This window comes from Marivivens aquimaris, from assembly GCF_015220045.1.
Taxonomy (GTDB): Bacteria; Pseudomonadota; Alphaproteobacteria; order Rhodobacterales; family Rhodobacteraceae; genus Marivivens; species Marivivens aquimaris.
Genome location: NZ_JADBGB010000001.1, coordinates 254,391 through 271,935, shown reverse-complemented (window position 1 = coordinate 271,935; position 17,545 = coordinate 254,391). Strand labels below are relative to the sequence as shown.

The 17,545-nt window shown below is 60.8% G+C and carries 16 protein-coding genes; 9 read left to right on the top strand and 7 right to left on the bottom strand.

Annotated elements, in window-relative coordinates; all coding sequences use genetic code 11:
* The first annotated feature begins 198 nt into the window (after positions 1-198).
* From IF204_RS01290 to IF204_RS01275, 4 genes are all read left to right on the top strand, one after another.
* A complete protein-coding gene (locus IF204_RS01290) occupies positions 199-1,974 on the top strand; it encodes an autotransporter assembly complex protein TamA (RefSeq protein ID WP_322743246.1) in 1,776 nt (591 codons plus the stop codon).
* Positions 1,974-5,723: a translocation/assembly module TamB domain-containing protein gene (locus tag IF204_RS01285; RefSeq protein ID WP_194094047.1), complete on the top strand. Its 3,750-nt coding sequence runs from the start codon at positions 1,974-1,976 to the stop codon at positions 5,721-5,723. The genes IF204_RS01290 and IF204_RS01285 overlap by 1 nt, the downstream gene beginning before the upstream one ends.
* On the top strand, positions 5,723-6,286 hold the full coding sequence (locus tag IF204_RS01280; RefSeq protein WP_194094045.1) for a hemerythrin domain-containing protein: 564 nt from the start codon (positions 5,723-5,725) through the stop codon (positions 6,284-6,286). Before IF204_RS01285 ends, IF204_RS01280 begins: the two co-directional genes overlap by 1 nt.
* Positions 6,287-6,355: 69 nt before the next feature.
* On the top strand, positions 6,356-7,006 hold the full coding sequence (locus tag IF204_RS01275) for a GntR family transcriptional regulator (RefSeq protein ID WP_228069002.1): 651 nt from the start codon (positions 6,356-6,358) through the stop codon (positions 7,004-7,006).
* On the opposite strand, the gene IF204_RS01270 is transcribed toward IF204_RS01275, so the two are convergent.
* From IF204_RS01270 to IF204_RS01260, 3 genes are read right to left on the bottom strand one after another with little or no spacing between them, the layout of a single operon-like run.
* Positions 7,003-7,440: a GNAT family N-acetyltransferase gene (locus IF204_RS01270; RefSeq protein WP_194094043.1), complete on the bottom strand. Its 438-nt coding sequence runs from the start codon at positions 7,438-7,440 to the stop codon at positions 7,003-7,005. The two genes, IF204_RS01275 and IF204_RS01270, sit on opposite strands and share 4 nt — an antisense overlap.
* Positions 7,437-8,732, bottom strand: a complete 1,296-nt coding sequence (locus IF204_RS01265; protein WP_194094041.1) for an NAD(P)/FAD-dependent oxidoreductase — start codon at positions 8,730-8,732, stop codon at positions 7,437-7,439. Before IF204_RS01265 ends, IF204_RS01270 begins: the two co-directional genes overlap by 4 nt.
* Positions 8,732-10,129 carry an aspartate aminotransferase family protein gene (locus tag IF204_RS01260; protein WP_194094039.1) on the bottom strand — a complete coding sequence of 466 codons (1,398 nt, stop codon included), beginning with the start codon at positions 10,127-10,129 and terminating at the stop codon, positions 8,732-8,734. The genes IF204_RS01265 and IF204_RS01260 overlap by 1 nt, the downstream gene beginning before the upstream one ends.
* Before the next feature lie 432 nt (positions 10,130-10,561).
* On the opposite strand from IF204_RS01260, the gene IF204_RS01255 reads away from it, so the two are divergent.
* From IF204_RS01255 to IF204_RS01240, 4 genes are all read left to right on the top strand, one after another.
* Entirely contained in the window at positions 10,562-11,644 is a 1,083-nt protein-coding gene (locus IF204_RS01255; RefSeq protein ID WP_228069001.1) for a polyamine ABC transporter substrate-binding protein, read from the top strand.
* Between the two features lie 71 nt (positions 11,645-11,715).
* Positions 11,716-12,855 carry an ABC transporter ATP-binding protein gene (locus tag IF204_RS01250; protein ID WP_194094037.1) on the top strand — a complete coding sequence of 380 codons (1,140 nt, stop codon included), beginning with the start codon at positions 11,716-11,718 and terminating at the stop codon, positions 12,853-12,855.
* A 9-nt stretch (positions 12,856-12,864) separates the two neighbouring features.
* The gene (locus tag IF204_RS01245) at positions 12,865-13,929 is read left to right on the top strand and encodes an ABC transporter permease subunit (RefSeq protein WP_194094035.1); all 1,065 of its coding nucleotides are present in this window, start codon (positions 12,865-12,867) and stop codon (positions 13,927-13,929) included.
* Positions 13,926-14,735 carry an ABC transporter permease gene (locus IF204_RS01240; RefSeq protein ID WP_194094033.1) on the top strand — a complete coding sequence of 270 codons (810 nt, stop codon included), beginning with the start codon at positions 13,926-13,928 and terminating at the stop codon, positions 14,733-14,735. Before IF204_RS01245 ends, IF204_RS01240 begins: the two co-directional genes overlap by 4 nt.
* Before the next feature lie 22 nt (positions 14,736-14,757).
* Here IF204_RS01240 and IF204_RS01235 read toward each other — a convergent pair whose 3' ends face one another.
* Positions 14,758-15,267 carry a DUF2478 domain-containing protein gene (locus tag IF204_RS01235; protein ID WP_194094031.1) on the bottom strand — a complete coding sequence of 170 codons (510 nt, stop codon included), beginning with the start codon at positions 15,265-15,267 and terminating at the stop codon, positions 14,758-14,760.
* Positions 15,268-15,329: 62 nt separating this feature from the next.
* Here IF204_RS01235 and mobA point away from each other — a divergent pair, with 62 nt between their 5' ends.
* Positions 15,330-15,872, top strand: a complete 543-nt coding sequence (gene mobA / locus IF204_RS01230) for a molybdenum cofactor guanylyltransferase MobA (RefSeq protein WP_194094029.1) — start codon at positions 15,330-15,332, stop codon at positions 15,870-15,872.
* Here the strand turns inward: mobA and IF204_RS01225 are convergent.
* The 3 genes from IF204_RS01225 to IF204_RS01215 all read right to left on the bottom strand — a co-directional run bounded on the left by IF204_RS01225 (position 15,869) and on the right by IF204_RS01215 (position 17,536).
* Positions 15,869-16,096: a sulfurtransferase TusA family protein gene (locus IF204_RS01225; RefSeq protein WP_194094028.1), complete on the bottom strand. Its 228-nt coding sequence runs from the start codon at positions 16,094-16,096 to the stop codon at positions 15,869-15,871. The two genes, mobA and IF204_RS01225, sit on opposite strands and share 4 nt — an antisense overlap.
* On the bottom strand, positions 16,086-17,135 hold the full coding sequence (locus tag IF204_RS01220; RefSeq protein WP_228069000.1) for a DUF475 domain-containing protein: 1,050 nt from the start codon (positions 17,133-17,135) through the stop codon (positions 16,086-16,088). The genes IF204_RS01225 and IF204_RS01220 overlap by 11 nt, the downstream gene beginning before the upstream one ends.
* A gap of 161 nt (positions 17,136-17,296) precedes the next feature.
* Entirely contained in the window at positions 17,297-17,536 is a 240-nt protein-coding gene (locus tag IF204_RS01215) for an accessory factor UbiK family protein (RefSeq protein ID WP_167637556.1), read from the bottom strand.
* Positions 17,537-17,545: the final 9 nt, after the last annotated feature.

The window sequence follows — 17,545 nt, the reverse complement described above, 5'->3', positions numbered from 1 at the left end:
TCCGGACGCATTGGATACCAATCCCCGCTGCCCGTATCAATGCGCTCTATCTTGAAGCGGCCCGCTCGCGGATCAGTTACATGTGATGGGATAGGCGGGAACCCGCGTGGTATGTAGTGGTCATGTCATCCGGATAGTGCATAGGCTATGGTGACTCGAAATTTATTTTATGACGCAAGATGTGGTGACGGGGGCATTGTGAAGAAACTGGTAGTCGGGCTGCTTGCAGTCGGCGTTGGCACTGCGGGTGTCGCGCAAAACCTCGAAATCCGTGTCGATGAAGACAGTCTGCAGCAGAAGCTTGACAGCGCGTCGCTGGTCAAAAGCATTCTCGACGAAGGCGGGGCGACCGCGCAGGACGTCGTCGCGGCGGCCCGTGCGGACTATGAACGTCTGCTGACCGGACTTTATTCCGAAGGCTACTACGGCCCGACGATTTCCATTCAGATTGACGGACGCGAAGCCTCCACCATCGCGCCGCTCGGTGGCCCCACCGAGATCAGCGACGTCATCATGACGGTTACCGCAGGCCCGCGTTTCGACTTTGGCCGCGCCGAGGTTGCGCCTGTCCCCCAAGGCACAGAACTGCCCGAAGAATTCCGCAGCGGCGAGGTCGCCCGCGTCGACGCAATCCGCTCTGCTGTCAGCACCGGCGTGAACGCGTGGCGCGAAGAAGGCTACGCCAAGGCCGAGGTTGAAAGCCAGCGCATTACCGCACGCCATCAGGACGAAGAACTGGACGCGGTTGTCGTCATCGGCTCCGGCCCGCAACTGACCTTTGGCCCCTTGGCGGTCGAAGGCAACGAAATGGTCCAGACGCAGAAAATCCTGCGTATCGCGGGGATGCCGACCGGCGAAATCTATTCGCCCGAGAAGCTGGACCAAGTTGCCGAGCGTCTCCGCAAAACCGGCGCGTTTTCGTCTGTGGCCATGGTCGAAAGCGACACCATCGGCCCGAACAACACTCTGCCAATCACAATGGAAGTCGCCGAGATGCCCCGCTACCGCGTTGGAGCGGGTGCCGAGGTGTCCTCGACCGACGGTCTGTCGCTGACCGCCTACTGGCTGAACCGCAATGTGTTCGGCGGCGCGGAAAGCCTCCGCCTCGACGGCGAGATTTCGGGCATTGCGGGTGATACGGGCGGCGTCGATTATGCGCTGAACCTGCTGTTCAAATACCCCCGCCCGTTTGCGATCGACACCACCGCGACCGTGAAACTCGGCCTCGAACGCAAGGACGAGCCGACTTATTTCCTCGACCAGCTGACCGGCTCGATCACCGTCGACCGCCAGATCGGCGAATATACCTACATCACCGGCGGTTTGGGCTTCATCGCGGCGAAAACCGACGATGACTTCGGCTACCGCGAGTACGTACTGGCCACGATCCCGCTCACCGGAGAGGTCGATCACCGCGACAATGCGCTGAACCCGAAAGACGGGTGGTACGGTAATCTTGAGCTGACGCCATTCATCGGCATCGACAACGCTGGCACCGGCGGCCGCGTCTACTTCGACGGTCGCGTGTACCGCAGCTTTGGTGAAGATAACCGCTTCACCCTCGCAGCGCGCGGCCAAGTCGGGAGCGTGCTCGGTGTGGACGCCGATGAGGCCCCTGCCGACTACCTGTTCTATTCGGGCGGCGGCGGTACCGTGCGCGGCCAGAGCTACCAGTCGCTCGGCTATGAATACTCCCCCGGCGTCTACTCGGGCGGTCTCAGCCTAGCCGTTGCCTCGGTCGAGGCGCGCTTTGATGTGACCGACAGCATCGGCGTCGTGGGTTTCTATGACTACGGCTACGTCGGTGGCAGCGAAATCCCTCTTCAAGACGGCGACGACCACGCGGGTGCGGGTCTCGGCCTTCGTTACAACACAGGCATCGGCCCGATCAGGCTCGACGTTGCGACCTCCGCCTCGGGCGAGAACGCAGGCAAAAACGTGGACGTCTACATTGGTATCGGGCAGGCATTCTAATGCGTAAACTACTCATCACAGCAGTCGCCTGCATGCCCGTCACCGCATGGGCGCAGGACGAAGAACAACAAACCGCAGACCGTGGATTGATCGCAGGTTTCATTCAGGACCAGCTTTCGAGCGCGGGTCGCTCTGTCCAGATTTACGGCTTCGAAGGTGCGCTGAGCTCCCGCGCTACCATTGACCGCCTCACCATCGGCGATGACGAAGGCATCTGGCTCGACGCGCAGGATCTGGTTCTGGACTGGGACCGCTCTGCCCTCTTGGGGGGAGAGATCGACATTTCCGAACTGACCGCAGGACGGATCGAGATCATCCGCGCGCCCCAGACCGAGGCTGCCCCGCCCGAACCGACCGCGCAGCCCTTCGCGCTACCGGAACTCCCCGTTTCGATCAAAGTCGACCAATTCGAAATCGGAGAGCTGGATCTGGGCGAGACGCTGCTGGGCGAGCCAGTGCAGATGAACATCTCGGGTCAGGCCAGCCTCTCGGGCGGTGAAGGCTCCGCCAATTTCGCGGCCAGCCGGACCGATGACAAGCAGGGTGAATTCCTGATCGACGCCGCGTATTCGAACGCGACCCGCGAGCTTGACCTGACCATGCGCCTTGAAGAAGGCCCCGAAGGTCTGGCTGCGACCACCATCGGCCTGCCCGGTGAGCCCGCGGTCCTGCTTGAACTCCAAGGCTCCGGCCCGATTTCGGACTACGCTGCGAACCTGACCATCGCGACCGACGGCGTCGAACGCCTCTCGGGCGACGTCGTTCTGGCAACTGAACAGCCCGCTGAAGGCAGCACCGAGGCCGCGACGCAGACCTTCCGTCTTGATGTCGGCGGTGACGTCACCGCGCTGTTCATGCCGCAATATCGCGACTTCTTTGGCGAGAACATCGAACTGATCGCCGAAGGCCGCAAAGACCCCGATGGCCGCGTGATCCTGTCCGACCTGAACCTCGACGCGCAATCGCTCGACCTGACCGGCGACCTTGCTATTGGCGCTGACGGGTGGCCCGAGCGTTTCCGTCTGAGCGGCACGATGCAGAGCCCCGACGGCTCGCCGGTCATCCTGCCGATTTCCGGCCCGCAGACCGAAATCGACAATGCGATCCTCGACATCAGCTTCGACCAGAACGCGGGCGAAGCGTGGACGGCCAACATCCGCGCCAACGGCTTCCGCCGTCCCGGACTGTCGCTGCCCGAACTGGAACTTTCCGGCGGCGGCACGATCAGCCGCGAGGACGGCTCTGTCACCGTCGATCTGAACTATGCCGCCAATGGTATCGAACTTGACGATATCGGCACGGCGCAGGCACTCGGCTCCCGCCTCAGTGGTGAGCTTGGCATCGACTATGCCGAAGGGCAGCCGATCAACGTGCGCAAATTCACCCTCAACGGCTCTGGCATCGACGGCGACCTGACCGCGACGATCGAGACGCTGGAAAACGAAGTTCGCGTGACGCCCGATCTGACCCTTTCCGTGCAAGGTCTGGGACGCTTTGCAACGCTCGCCAATTTGCCCGGCCTTGGCGGCTCGGCGGATATGCAGGTGTCCGGCACCATCGACATCCTGTCGAGCGCAGCCGACCTCACGGTTGATGCGGCGACAACCGACCTTACCGTGGGAATCGAGCAAGTCGACAACCTCATCGCCGGTGACGGCACCGTCGACGTGCACCTGATCCGCGACGAGGAAGGCACTCGTGTCGAAGACCTGCGGATCGAGACACCCGAAACCTTGCTCACTGGCGACCTGAGCTATACCGACGCGATCCTGACGGCGGCTGTCGATGTTGAGACGGATGCCGAAAACGTCTTCCCCGGTGCAAGCGACCGCCTCGCAATTAACGCGCGCGGTAGCCTCGATGCCGAAGGCCGCGTGAGCGGTGACGCGTCGATCGCGCGTGCTGAAGACCTGATCACCGTGACCCTGTCCCTGCCGCAAGAGGGTCTTGGCACCATCAATGGCGACCTGCACCTCACCGATCTCAGCCAATTTGCGGGCCTCACCGGCCAGTCGCTGCGCGGCGCACTTGATGCGCGTATCAACGGTCAGGCGACCCGCGATGCGTCGGAGTTCGTGATCGACCTGACATCGACCGCAAACAGCCTCGGCATCGGGAATACTCAGGTAGACCAACTACTTGCTGGCACTGGTCGCCTGTCGGGCCAGATCACCCGCGAAGGCAACCAGTTCGGCGTGCGCGGCCTCGATCTGAGCTTCCCGAACATTTCGCTGACGGGCGATCTGGACAACACCGACGGTCAATCGGCAGCAGACTTCGAACTGCGTCTGGCCGACATCGGCATGTTCACGTCAGAATTTCGTGGCCCACTTACCGCCAACGGCACCGCCCGCCAGCAAGGCGACAACTGGAACATTGACGTTTCGGCGACCGGCCCTGGCGGTACGCAAGCCGATATCGCAGGCACTGCCTCGACCAGCGGCAATCTGAACCTCGATGTTGATGGCAGCGCGCCGCTCGGTCTGATCAATGGCCTGCTCGAACCTCGCCGTCTGAGTGGTCTGGCGAACTTCAACCTGCGCATCAACGGCCCTGCCACGCTGAATTCGGTCAGCGGGACCATCACCACGACGAACGCCGCTCTATCGGCGCCGACGCTGGGCCAATCGCTCAACAGCATCAACGCCCGCGTCACGCTGGGCGGCGGCTCGGCTGATATCACACTGAATGGCCAATCCGGTCAGGGTGGACAGATCAGCGTGGGTGGCCGTGTCGGTCTGTCGGGCAACTACCCCGCCAACCTCAACATCGGACTGCAAGAGATCGTTCTTCGTGACCCGCTGCTCTATGAAACCACCGCGTCGGGCCAAGTCACACTGAACGGTGGCCTCACGGGCGGTGCTGTCATCGGCGGTGTCGTCAACCTCGGCCGGACCGAGGTGCGCGTGCCCTCCTCCACCGTGGGTAGCCTCGGCTCCTTGCCGGAGGTAATCCACCTGAACACTCCTGCCGATGTGAGCGCGACGCTCAGCCGTGCCGGCGCTGCCAATGCATCCAGCAGCGGCACCACGAGCGGCGGCACCCGCGTGGCCTATCCGCTGAACCTGACGATCAATGCGCCGTCTCGCGTATTCATCCGTGGTCGCGGCCTAGATGCCGAGCTTGGCGGTAGCGTTCAGATCAGCGGCACGACCAATCAGGTCATCCCGTCGGGCCAATTCAGCCTGATCCGTGGGCGCCTCGACATCCTCCAGCAGCGGTTCGATCTGTCCGAGGGTATTATCACCCTGCAAGGCGATTTCGACCCCTACATCCGACTGGTCGCACAGACCGAGGCGGAAACGGGTACCGACGTGAGCATCATTATCGCTGGCCCCGTCAGCGATCCCTCGGTCACCTTCGAAAGCTCGCCGGAACTGCCGCAGGACGAAGTACTATCGCAGCTCATCTTCGGGCGTGACCTGTCGTCGATCAGCCCGCTGCAAGCCGTCCAGCTTGCCGCTGCCGTCGGTACGCTCGCAGGTCGCGGCGATGGCGGTTTCATCAATGATTTCCGTATGAATGCGGGCCTTGATGACCTCGACATCACGACCGACGACGCGGGCAACGCCGCGGTTCGGGCTGGTAAATACCTGAGCGAGAATGTTTATACCGACGTCACGGTCAGCGCCGACGGTACCTCCGAAATCAACCTGAACCTCGATGTGACTAACGACATCACGGCCAAGGGCTCCTTCGGATCGGACGGCGAAACCTCGATCGGTATTTACTATGAACGGGACTACTAATGGACCTTTCGCTTGAAAACAGAGACGGCCTGCCGGAGGCGCTCCGCGTCCTGCTGGCCGATTTTCCGCGTGAAGCGTGGGAGCAGGACCCGAACTTCCGTGGTCTCGTCGAATTCTGGCTGTCAAAGCATATGGAGTTCCGCCGCCTGCTTACTGCGATGAATGGCGAGACAGAGAGCCTGCTTGATGGCGGGTCTGCGCAGACATTTGCGGGCCGGATTTCGCGCTATGGCTCGATGTTCGTCAACAACCTGCACGGCCACCACCAGATCGAGGACATGCACTATTTCCCCCGCCTCTCGCAGATGGACGAGCGGCTGGAGTACGGGTTCGAACTGCTGGACGGCGATCACAAATCGCTCGACGGTCTGCTGGCGGGTTTTGTCGACTCCGCGAACAACACGTTGCAGAAACTGGACGACCCGATTGCTCTGCGCGATGCAGCGGGCACGTTCCACACCGACCTTGGCCGTCTCGACCGTCTGATCCAGCGGCACCTCGACGACGAAGAGGATCTGATCGTCCCTATTATCCTGAAATTCGGTGAAGGCTCCCTCGCCTGACAAAACGAATTTGATCATTTCGTTCCGGTGCGCCACTATCGCGAGAAACACCGCCGAAAGGATCGTAGATTGGACGACGCCCAAAGCCCGAAGGTTCCCGCCCACGAATTGGTCTATCGCCGCCTGCGCGAGATGATCCTGTGCGGCGAATTGGAACCGGGGCAAGCGGTGACGATCCAAGGACTGGTGCAGGAGCTTGACGCGGGCATGACGCCTGTGCGTGAAGCGATCCGCCGTTTGACTGCCGAAAACGCGCTGGAATTTCTTGGCAACCGCCGCGTTTGCGTGCCCGTTCTTCGGGCTGACGACATCGAAGAACTCGCGTTCGCACGTCTGGCGCTAGAGCCGCAACTGGCCATCTGGGCTGCGGAAAAGATCACTCCGGAGGCAATTCTGGAGCTTGAGGCCATCGACCAAGAGGTCAACCGCGCCATCGACCGTGGTGATGTGCGCAGCTACCTCATTCAGAACTACCGTTTCCACGCCACGCTCTACGCGGCATCCGAAGCGCGCACGACGGTCGCACTGGCCGATACGCTGTGGCTGCGGATGGGTCCAAGCCTGCGGGTCATGGGTGGGCGGTTCGGCACCGCGACGCTGGACGACAAACACGCGGACGCGATTGCAGCGCTTCGCCGTAAGGACGCGACGGGTGTCGGCGCTGCGATCTACGCCGACATCGCGCAGGGCTTTGATCAGATTCGCTCGTCGATGAGCTAAAGCTGCTTTTCCATATAGATGCGGTCAAAGCCGTTCTCGGTTTTCCGCCCCGTTTCGACGTAGCCAATCTTGCCATAGAGCCCGACATTCTCGTGCATCAGCGCGTTGGTGTAGAGGCGGATCGCGCTCGAACCTGCGGCGCACGTTTGATTTTCGGCAAAGACCATTAGCGCCTTCCCTACCCCGCGACCCTGCGCTTCAGGTGACACCGCGACGATGTCGAGCAGCATGGCGTCGTCCAACACTTCCAGAACGAGATAGCCGAGGATCAATTCGTCCTCGAATACATAGGCGCCGCCCGAACTCACCAGCTCTGCATAGTCCGCAACCATTGGTGCAGGCGGCTGGCCGATACGAGGGACGTAGTGCGCGAAGGATGCCGACGCGATGGCGGTGATCGCGGCGACGTCCGACGGCACGGCGAGACGGATCAAAGTTTGTCCCGCATACTGTACCAGACCATTGCGAGCACCAGCAGCGGCCAGCGCAGCGCAGCACCACCAGGGAAGCGCGGCGTGGGAACGGAAGCCATGAGGTCGAACCGTTCGGCCTGCCCCGCAATAGCTTCGGCAGCGAGTTTGCCCGCAAGCGTCGCCATCGCGACACCGTGGCCCGAATAGCCTGAAAGGCTCAGAACATTGCCCGAGAGTCGCTCGAAATGCGGCATCCGGTTCATTGTGATACCGAGCGTGCCGCCCCAAGCGTAGTCGATACGGGCGTCAGCAAGCTGCGGGAAAATCTCTGACATCGGTTTGCGGACAAGCGAGGCAATGTCAGACGGAAACTTGTAGCCATAGCTCTCTGCCCCACCGAACAGCATCCTGTTGTCCTCGGACAGGCGGAAATAGTTGATGACGAACTTGCTGTCGGCAACGGCGTGATTGTTTTTGAGCACCGCATCGGGGTCGTCCAGCGGCTCGGTCGCCACGATGAAGTTGTTGATCGGCATGACGCGGGCCGCGACGTGGCCGTTCATCTTGCCAAGATAGCCGTTGCACCCCATCACGACATAGTCGGCCTCGACCGTGCCATGCTCGCAGATGACCTGCGCAGGGCTGTCGTCCACGATGTCGACCACGCGGGTCTGTTCGTAGATGGTCACCCCGCCTTGCTGGCAGGCGCGGGCGAGGCCCAGCGCGAAACGGAGGGGGTGGATGTGCCCGCCGCCCATATCGAGCGTGCCGCCGTGGTAGGCCTCAGATGCCACCAGTTCGCGGATTTCGTCGCGGTCCAGCGGGCGGATCAGATCGTAATCGTATTCGCGGTTCAGCTTCTCGGCGTAGGCATGGGAATGCCCGACGAACCGCTCTTTGTGGTCCGCGTGGATGATCCCCGGCACCCAACCGGCACCGCAATCCCACTTGGCATCAAGGTCACGGACAAGCTGCGCACTCTCCTGCCCCAAGGCCCAAAGCTGGCGGGCGATATCCTTGCCCATCATCTTTTCCAGCTCTTCCTGATCGAGCCGCTGGTCTTGCGCGACCTGACCACCGTTGCGGCCCGAAGCACCGAAACCCACGCGCTGTGCTTCGACCAAGGTCACCTTGTAGCCGCGCTCAGCCAGATGCAGCGCAGTCGAGAGGCCCGTGAAACCGCCGCCCACAACGCAGACGTCGCAATGCACATGCCCCCGCAGCGCGGGCTGAGGGGGCAGAGGCTTTGCCGTGGCGGCGTACCAGCTCGACGGATATTCGCCGAGCTTGTCGTTTGCTGTCAGGAAATCCATCACTTCGCCACGAAGAGACCCTGCTCTTTCACCTGCTCGTAGGCTTCATCCAGCGACTTGCGGGCGCGCACGATCAGTTCGTCGACCTCTTCGCGGGTGATGACGAGCGGCGGAGCGATAATCATGCGGTCGCCAACGTGGCGCATGATCAGGTCGTTGGCAAAGCAACGCTCACGGGTCATGAAGCCGATGGTGCCTTCGTCGCTGGCGAATTTGGCGCGGGCGTCCTTGTTCGGGGTCAGCGCGAGGCTGGCCATCAGGCCGACGATCTTGGTCTCGCCCACCATCGGGTGATCCGCAAGGCTGTGCCACTTTTCTGCAAGGTACGGCCCGATGTCGTTCTTCACGTAGCTGACGAGGTTTTCCTCCTCTAGGATACGCAGGTTTTCCAGCGCAACGGCTGCCGCAACGGGGTGACCCGAGTAGGTGTAACCGTGATTGAAGTCGCCCTGCGCGCCGACGGTTTGCGCGATTTCGTCCGACACGATCGAACCGCCGATCGGGATGTAGCCCGAAGACAGACCCTTCGCGATGGTCATGATGTCGGGCTTGATGCCGACAGTGGTCGAGCCGAACCATTCACCGGTACGACCGAAGCCGCAGATGACTTCGTCAGCGATCAGAAGGATGCCGTACTTGTCGACGATGCGCTGGATTTCTGGCCAGTAGGTATCGGGAGCAACGATCACGCCGCCAGCACCCTGCACCGGTTCACCAATGAAGGCAGCGACGTTTTCGGGGCCGACTTCGAGGATTTTGTCTTCCAGCTCTTTCGCGCGGGCGAGACCGAAGTCCTCGGGCGACATATCACCACCTTCGGACCACCAGTTCGGCTGGTTGATGTGTTCGATGCCGTCGATAATGCCGCCGCCGTGGTCCTGCATCCCGCCCATGCCGCCAAGGCTCGCACCGGCCATGGTCGAACCGTGGTAGCCATTCTTGCGGCCGATCACGATGCGGCGCTGGGGCTGGCCCTTGCACTGCCAGTAGCGGCGCACGAGGCGCAGGTTGGTATCGTTGGCTTCCGAACCCGACGAAGCGAAGAAGACGTTATTCAGATCGCCCGGCGCCAGTTCGGCCAGCTTTGCGGACAGCGCAATGACGGGGACGTGGGTCGTCTGGAAAAAGGTGTTGTAGTACGGCAGTTCTTTCATCTGGCGCGCGGCGACTTCGGCCAGCGAGTCGCGGCCGTAGCCGATGTTCATGCACCACAGACCGGCCATACCGTCGAGGATGCGGTGCCCTTCGCTATCCTGCAGCCAAACGCCTTCCGCGCGGGTAATGACGCGGGCACCTTTGGCAGCAAGGCCCTCGGCGTCGGTGAACGGGTGCATGTGGTGCGCGGAATCGAGCGCCTGAAGTTCGGCGGTCGGGGTCTGGGTGCTGATGAGGTTCATAGCTGCTCCTGCAAAGGGCGGAATAGAGCGGACAGTCGGCGGCCCTCGGGCCGGTGTCCTTTGTGGCGAGGATATTTTAAGCAGGTCTACTGTCAAGTATTTTGATCAAATTGCCACCGGAGGTCAGCGCATCCGGACGGGAATCGCGATGCCGGATTGCACCTTTCAACGGACACGACGATGGATTTTCGATCACACCGATTTAGGTGGTTTGCGGCACCCGCTTGTCGGGAACAAGCTTAACATTACGCCCAAATTCGCGCCATCTGCTGTCGATAATGCAAAACTGACCTACAACAATGCTTGTTTTTTCGTCGCTACCGTGGCGGGATGCAAAGTGGCACTGCCAATAACTACGGTCACGACGCACTGTACTTTGATCAAATTCGAAAGTCGGTAACGTGACCGACAGTACAACATGGGAGATCAAACATGAAAAAGACGATGCTGCCGATCGCGGCACTGATGGCCTTCGGCTCGGTTGCCGCTGCCGAAGAAGTCCACGTCTACAACTGGTCCGACTACATCGACGAAGAACTGCTGGACAAATTCGAAGCCGAAACCGGCTATGAACTGGTCTATGACGTGTTCGACTCGAACGAAGTTCTGGAAACCAAGATGCTTTCGGGCGGTTCGGGCTACGACGTCGTTGTTCCGACCGGCACTTTCCTTCAGCGCCAGATCGCTGCGGGCGCGTTTCAGCCGCTCGACTACTCGAAGCTGCCGAACGCGGAAAACCTGTGGGACCTGATCAAGGACCGCACCGCCGAGTATGACCCCGGCAACGAATACGCCATCAACTACATGTGGGGCACCACCGGTATTGGCGTGAACGTCGACAAGGTTCAGGAAATCCTCGGCGAGGACGCTCCGCTCGACAGCCTGTCGCTGATCTTCGATCCGGCAAACGCTGAAAAACTGTCCGAATGCGGCATCCAACTGCTCGACGCTCCGGTCGAAGTCATTCCGGCTGCCCTCGCCTACGCAGGCATGGACCCCGATGGCCACGACGAAGAGTCGCTGGCAAAGGCCGAAGAAGTCATCATGGCTGTTCGTCCCTACATCCAGAAGTTCAACAGCTCGGAATACATCAACGCCCTCGCCAACGGCGAAATTTGCGTTGCTCTGGGTTGGTCGGGCGACATCCTTCAGGCGCGTGACCGTGCTTGGGAAGCCGACAACGGCGTAGAGATTGCCTACAACGCTCCGGCCGAAGGCGCGATGATGTGGTTCGACATGATGGCCATTCCGGCTGACGCGCCGAACCCCGAAGGTGCCCACGCGTTCCTGAACTTCATCATGGACGCAGAGAACATGGCTGCGGCTTCGAACTACGTTTACTACGCGAACGGCAACCTCGCTTCGCAAGAGTACCTGATCGAAGACGTCATCGGCGACACCGCGATCTATCCGGACGAAGCCACGCTCGAAAGCCTCTACACCACAACCCCGTGGGATGCGCGTTCGCAGCGTACGCTGACCCGTCTGTGGACCAAGATCAAATCGGGCATCTAATTTGATGCCTGTTGCCCCGCGCCCTGAAACACGGGCGCGGGGTCCTATTTTACAAGGAGCATTTCGGAATTATGGCCGAACTTTCCAAAACGCCGGTAGTCTTTGCCCCGTGGAATGACCCCAACGAAAAGCCGCTGATCCAGTTCAAGAACGTGACCAAGCGGTTTGGTGATTTCACCGCAATCGACAACCTGACCCTCGACATCTACGCCAAGGAATTCTTTGCTCTCCTCGGCCCGTCGGGCTGCGGCAAGACCACGCTAATGCGGATGCTCGCAGGTTTCGAGATGCCGAGCGAAGGCCAGATCCTTCTTGGCGGACAGGACATCGTGAAAGTTCCCCCAAACAAGCGCCCCGTTAACATGATGTTCCAAAGCTACGCGCTGTTCCCGCACCTGAGCGTGTTCGACAACATCGCTTTCGGTCTGCGCCGCTCCGACATGCCCAAAGACCAGATCAAGGACCGCGTTGCAGAGATGCTCCGTCTCACGCGACTTGAGAAGTTTGCCAAGCGCAAACCCCACCAGATATCCGGTGGCCAGCGCCAGCGCGTCGCCCTCGCCCGCTCGCTCGCCAAGGCACCCAAGCTCCTGCTGCTCGACGAGCCGCTTGGCGCGCTTGATAAAAAGCTGCGCAACGACACGCAGTTCGAACTGATGGACATTCAGGAGAAGACGGGCACGACCTTCGTCATCGTGACCCACGACCAAGAAGAAGCGATGACCGTCGCCAGCCGCATCGCGGTCATGGACAACGGCAAGCTCATTCAGGTCGACACGCCCTCCGGCATCTACGAAGAGCCCAACAGCGTCTATGTGGCCGACTTTATTGGTGATGTGAACATCATCGAAGGCAACGCAAAGGTCGTCGAAGGCGGGATCGAAATCCACTACGCCGAAGGTGCCGCGCCGATCCATGCCAAGACGGACAAACACATCACCGACGGCCAGCGCGTGTCCTACGCCATCCGCCCCGAGAAAATCGCTGTGACTTCTGAACCGATGACCGACCGCGCAAACCACGCGCACGGCACCATTCTCGACATCGGCTACCTTGGTCACCTGTCGAGCTACTTCGTCACGTTGGGCAACGGTCAGAAGGTCGAGGCCTCGATGACCAACAGCCGCCGCCTGTCGCGCCGCGACTTCACTTGGGAAGACAATGTCTGGCTGTCGTGGACCGACACCGCCGGCGTTGTGCTGACCGAGTAAGGGGGCGGTATGCGCTTTTCCCAAACTCTGGAGTCGGCATACGCCAGTAAGGCCGATCTGGTCCTTGCCGCCCTGCTCGCAGTGGCAGGCGTCGCATTGATCTGGCTGAACCAAGCGGATGGCAGCCACTTTACCGGCGGCTTGCTGATTGCCTTCGCGGTTTTCGTCGCGGCCTACCGTATCAACCGCCGTCTTGCCGTGATCGCGGTACCCTACCTGTGGCTGCTGGTGTTCTTCCTCGTGCCCTTCATCATCGTGGTGAAGATTTCACTGTCGGACCCCGCCATCGCGATCCCGCCCTATACCCCGACGCTTGAGATGTCGGAGGGATGGACCGGCCTTAAGTCGTTCTTCGGCAATCTGGACTTCGAGAATTTCGAATTCCTCGCCAGCGACCCGCTTTACTACACCGCCTATTTGTCCTCGGCCAAAATCGCGATCATCTCGACCGCGATCACATTGCTTGTCGCCTTCCCGATTGCATACGGCATGGCGAAAGCCTCCGAGGAATGGCGCCCGACCTTGATGATGCTTGTTATTTTGCCGTTCTGGACCTCGTTCCTGATCCGCGTTTATGCATGGATGGGCATTCTGGGTCGCGAAGGGTTCCTGAACAGCTTCCTGCTGTGGCTCGGGATCATCGACGAGCCGCTGACCATGCTGAACACGAATTTCGCGGTCTATGTCGGCATCGTCTACACCTACCTGCCGTTCATGATCCTGCCGATTTATGCGACGCTGGAAAAGCTGGACGTCTCGCTGCTCGAAGCGGCCGAAGACCTTGGCTGCACCCGTACGCAAGGCTTCTGGCTCGTCACCCTGCCCCTTTCGATGCCGGGTATCATCGCGGGCTGTTTCCTCGTGTTCATCCCCGTGCTCGGCGAATTCGTAATCCCGTCGCTGCTTGGCGGATCAGACACGCTGATGATCGGTAAGATCCTGTATGAAGAGTTCTTCTCCAACCGCGACTGGCCGGTGGCCTCTGCGGTAGCGGTGATCCTGCTGCTGATCCTCGTGGTCCCGATCGTGCTGTTCCAGCGCAACCAGCAAAAACAGGCGGAGGCTGACCAATGAAGAAAATGAGCTGGTTCAACCTCACGTCGCTGACGCTGGGTTTCGCGTTCCTCTACATCCCGATGATCATCCTCGTGATTTTCTCGTTCAACGGTGGCCGCAACGTCGCGATCTGGGGCGGCTTTTCGACCAAGTGGTACGGCGAACTGTTCCACGACGAGAAGTTCCTCGACGCCGCTTGGGTGACATTGCGGGTGGCCTTCGCCACGGCAACGCTGTCCACGATCCTCGGCACCATCACGGCCTATGTCTTGGTGCGCGGAGGCAAGTTCTACGGCCGCACGCTTTTCTCGGGCATGACCTACGCGCCGCTCGTGATGCCGGACGTGATCCTCGGTCTGTCGCTGCTGTTGCTGTTTAAGGCGATGTTCAACCAGATGGGCATGCTGACCATCGTGCTGGCACACACGACCTTCGCGATGTGCTACGTGTCGGTGGTCGTATCGTCCCGCCTGCTGACCTTCGACCAGTCGCTGGAAGAAGCCGCGTCGGACCTTGGCGCGTCGGCATTCGACACGTTCATCAATGTGACGCTGCCGAACATTGCGCCTGCGGTCATCTCCGGCTGGTTGCTCGCGTTCACGCTGTCGCTCGATGACCTCGTGATTGCGTCCTTCACCACAGGCCCCGGCGCCACCACCCTGCCGATCGAGATTTTCTCGGAAGTGCGGCGCGGTGTGAAACCGCAGATCAACGCGCTTTCGACGATCATGATCGCGATTGTGACGGTGGGTGTGCTGATCTTCTCGTTCTCGTCGAAACGCCGAACCCTCAAGCGGATGGCGGACGAGCAGAAAGCGAACTGAAAAAAGGGGCCTTCGGGCCCCTTTATGCTGTCTCCAGCAACGTCTGCTTGGCCCACGCCATCACCGCATCGACATCGTTGGGAAGCTCTTCCCCCATGCCATCGGTGAATTCGATGAACGCAGGTACGGTTTCGTCACGCACGGCGAGCAGACAGGGAATTCCGGCGGCGAGCGCTTCGCCCACCACGGGACGGAACCCGCGTCCCTCAGCCTCTTGCTTGCCGAATTTGTTGGCGAGCAACATCTGCGGCGCACCTGACAGCTTTGTTTGAACCTTGCCAGCAGCTTGCTCCAACGCGGCCCCATCCAGTCGGCAACCCGACGCCAGCGGGCCGAGGTTCTGGCTGATGCGGATGATATCGCCATCGGGGATCAGGTGCAGGTCCATGTGATAGGGCGTGCCGTCCTGCGGATCGTCGTTGATCTGGCAGGCACCGACCAGCGTGACGCCTTCCGCCAGCAAGCGGCGAGACACCTCGGTCAGAGTGGTATTGGCGGTCTGCGTTTTGGTCGCGATGATATAGCCGAGCATGGCTTCCTCTTGTGACGGTACGCGCAGGATTGCAGGATGCGCGGGAAAAGGAAAGGCGAGCTATGCACAAACCACCGGCAGTCATCCTCGCAGGCGGCAAGGCCACGCGCATGGGCGGCGGCGACAAACCGTTGATGCACTGGCGCGGGCGTCCGCTGATCGAGCATGTGCTGGAAGGCCTAGCAGGTCAGGTGGGAGATATCGCGATCAACGCGGGCGGCGATCCAGCGCGGTATGCGGGATATGGCGAAGTCGTCGCGGACGGCCTGCCCGACTGCGGACCGCTGTCGGGACTGTTGACTGCGCTGGAATGGGCCGAGGGCAACGAAGTGCTTGTCGTCGCCGGTGATACGGTTTGCCTGCCGCACGATCTGGTACAGCGGCTGACGGCCCCCTCCTATGCCGCCTCGCTGGTGGACGGCGAATGGCGGGCGCATCCCACGTTGGGTCTTTGGCAGACCAGCCTTGCACCACATCTGCGCGCATATTTAGAAAGTGGCGAGCGACGTGTGATGGGCTGGGCCAAGCAGGTCGGCGCGAAGGAAGTCCGGTTCGACGGCGACATCTTCCGCAACTTCAACACGCCCAAAGATCTGGAAAGCTAGCTCCTGCGGATCAGATAGGCCGTGCCGCCATCGACATCCGTTGCGCCCAGAAACTCATGTCCCGCCTCGCGGCAGAAAAGCGGCAGGTCCACCGCCGCCATCTTGTCCGATGCCAGCAGGCGCAGCACCTGCCCCGGCTCCATCGCTTCGAGCACCTTGCGGGCCTTCAGCACAGGCAGCGGGCACAGCAGGCCGATCGCGTCGACTTCGCGATCAGCTTCCATGGATGCGGTTGTGCCGGACGGATGCAAAGAACGAGGCTCCGATCAAGACGCCCCCGATGAGGCCGGTGAGAGCTTCGGGTACGTGGTGGGTGACTTGCACGAACATGATAATCGCAAGCACGAGGATCGACCAGAAGGCTCCGTTCTCGAGGTAGCGATATTCGTTCAAGGTCCCCTTCTCGACCAGCATCACCGTCATTGATCGCACATACATCGCACCGATGCCGAGGCCGATCGCGATGATGAAAAGGTTCTGCGTCAAGGCAAACGCGCCGATTACGCCGTCGAAACTGAACGACGCGTCCAGTACTTCGAGGTAGAGGAACGCGCCCAGACCGCCCGACGCGGCAACGCCCGTGTTGCCCGTATCAAGATAATCGCTCAGCACCTCGACCAGCAGGAACGTCAGCAGTCCCCAGATCGCGGAGCGGAGGAACAGCGAACTCATCAGCGGATCGAACAGGCTGGAGACAAAGGTAATCGTGCCCAGAACGATGGTCACGACGAGGAACTTCGCGCCGCCGACCTTCGCCATCAGACGCTCCACACCGGGGAGCCAGTGGACCTCTTTGTCGGGGTCGAAGAAATAGGAAAGCGCGACCATCAAAAGGAATGTGCCGCCGAATGCGCTGATCGGCACGCGGGCGCCTTCCATGATCTCGGCATATTCGTGTGGATGCGACAGAGCCAGATTGACCGCCTGAAGCGGCCCTACCTTGGCGGCAATCGCGACGACCAGAACGGGGAACACGATCCGCATGCCAAAGACCGCGATCAGGATACCCCACGTCAGGAAACGGTGCTGCCAGACAGGCGTCATTTCCCGCAGTTTATTGGCGTTGACGATGGCGTTGTCGAAGGAAAGCGAGATTTCCAGCACGGACAGGACCGCCGTGATGAACAGAACATTCACGAGGCCCTTGACGGTGCCGTGCATGCTCCAGCCGACAAAGGTGCTCAGCACCAGACCGATAGCAGTGACTATAAAAGCAAGATAAAAATAGCGCAGCACAGATTTGTGCGCTGTAGTCGCTGGCATTGCCATCCCCAATCAATTCGTCCGTAACATGCCGAACTTGGATGGACTATAGGGCGGTAACGCTCAATGGCATCCCCACGTCAAGCGACGCAGCCCTGTTTGTGTCATCCGCACCATCCCTTTGCGGAAAACAAAAGGGCGCCCGATGGCGCCCCGATGTCTTACTTGTTTTCCAGTGCGTCGAGCCGCGCCTTGAGCGCTTCGTTCTCTTCGCGGGCCTTCTGGGCCATCAGGCGGACAGCGTCGAACTCTTCGCGGGTCACGAAGTCGCGTTCGGCCAGCCAGCGGTCCAGCATGGACTTCATAGCGTTGTTCGCTTCGTCCTTGGCACCCTGGGCCACGCCCATGGCATTGGTCATCAGCTGGGAAAAATCATCAAGGATCTTGTTACGCGTCTGCATGTGTCACTC

What these genes read in the sequence shown, in the direction of transcription:
- IF204_RS01285 (WP_194094047.1), top strand. Translation starts at nt 1,974, where the DNA reads ATGCGTAAACTACTCATCACAGCAGTCGCCTGCATGCCCGTCACCGCA.
- IF204_RS01280 (WP_194094045.1), top strand. Translation starts at nt 5,723, where the DNA reads ATGGACCTTTCGCTTGAAAACAGAGACGGCCTGCCGGAGGCGCTCCGC.
- IF204_RS01265 (WP_194094041.1), bottom strand. Translation starts at nt 8,732, where the DNA reads ATGGATTTCCTGACAGCAAACGACAAGCTCGGCGAATATCCGTCGAGC.
- IF204_RS01260 (WP_194094039.1), bottom strand. Translation starts at nt 10,129, where the DNA reads ATGAACCTCATCAGCACCCAGACCCCGACCGCCGAACTTCAGGCGCTC.
- IF204_RS01255 (WP_228069001.1), top strand. Translation starts at nt 10,562, where the DNA reads ATGAAAAAGACGATGCTGCCGATCGCGGCACTGATGGCCTTCGGCTCG.
- IF204_RS01250 (WP_194094037.1), top strand. Translation starts at nt 11,716, where the DNA reads ATGGCCGAACTTTCCAAAACGCCGGTAGTCTTTGCCCCGTGGAATGAC.
- IF204_RS01245 (WP_194094035.1), top strand. Translation starts at nt 12,865, where the DNA reads ATGCGCTTTTCCCAAACTCTGGAGTCGGCATACGCCAGTAAGGCCGAT.
- IF204_RS01240 (WP_194094033.1), top strand. Translation starts at nt 13,926, where the DNA reads ATGAAGAAAATGAGCTGGTTCAACCTCACGTCGCTGACGCTGGGTTTC.
- IF204_RS01235 (WP_194094031.1), bottom strand. Translation starts at nt 15,267, where the DNA reads ATGCTCGGCTATATCATCGCGACCAAAACGCAGACCGCCAATACCACT.
- mobA (WP_194094029.1), top strand. Translation starts at nt 15,330, where the DNA reads ATGCACAAACCACCGGCAGTCATCCTCGCAGGCGGCAAGGCCACGCGC.
- IF204_RS01225 (WP_194094028.1), bottom strand. Translation starts at nt 16,096, where the DNA reads ATGGAAGCTGATCGCGAAGTCGACGCGATCGGCCTGCTGTGCCCGCTG.
- IF204_RS01220 (WP_228069000.1), bottom strand. Translation starts at nt 17,135, where the DNA reads ATGCCAGCGACTACAGCGCACAAATCTGTGCTGCGCTATTTTTATCTT.
- IF204_RS01215 (WP_167637556.1), bottom strand. Translation starts at nt 17,536, where the DNA reads ATGCAGACGCGTAACAAGATCCTTGATGATTTTTCCCAGCTGATGACC.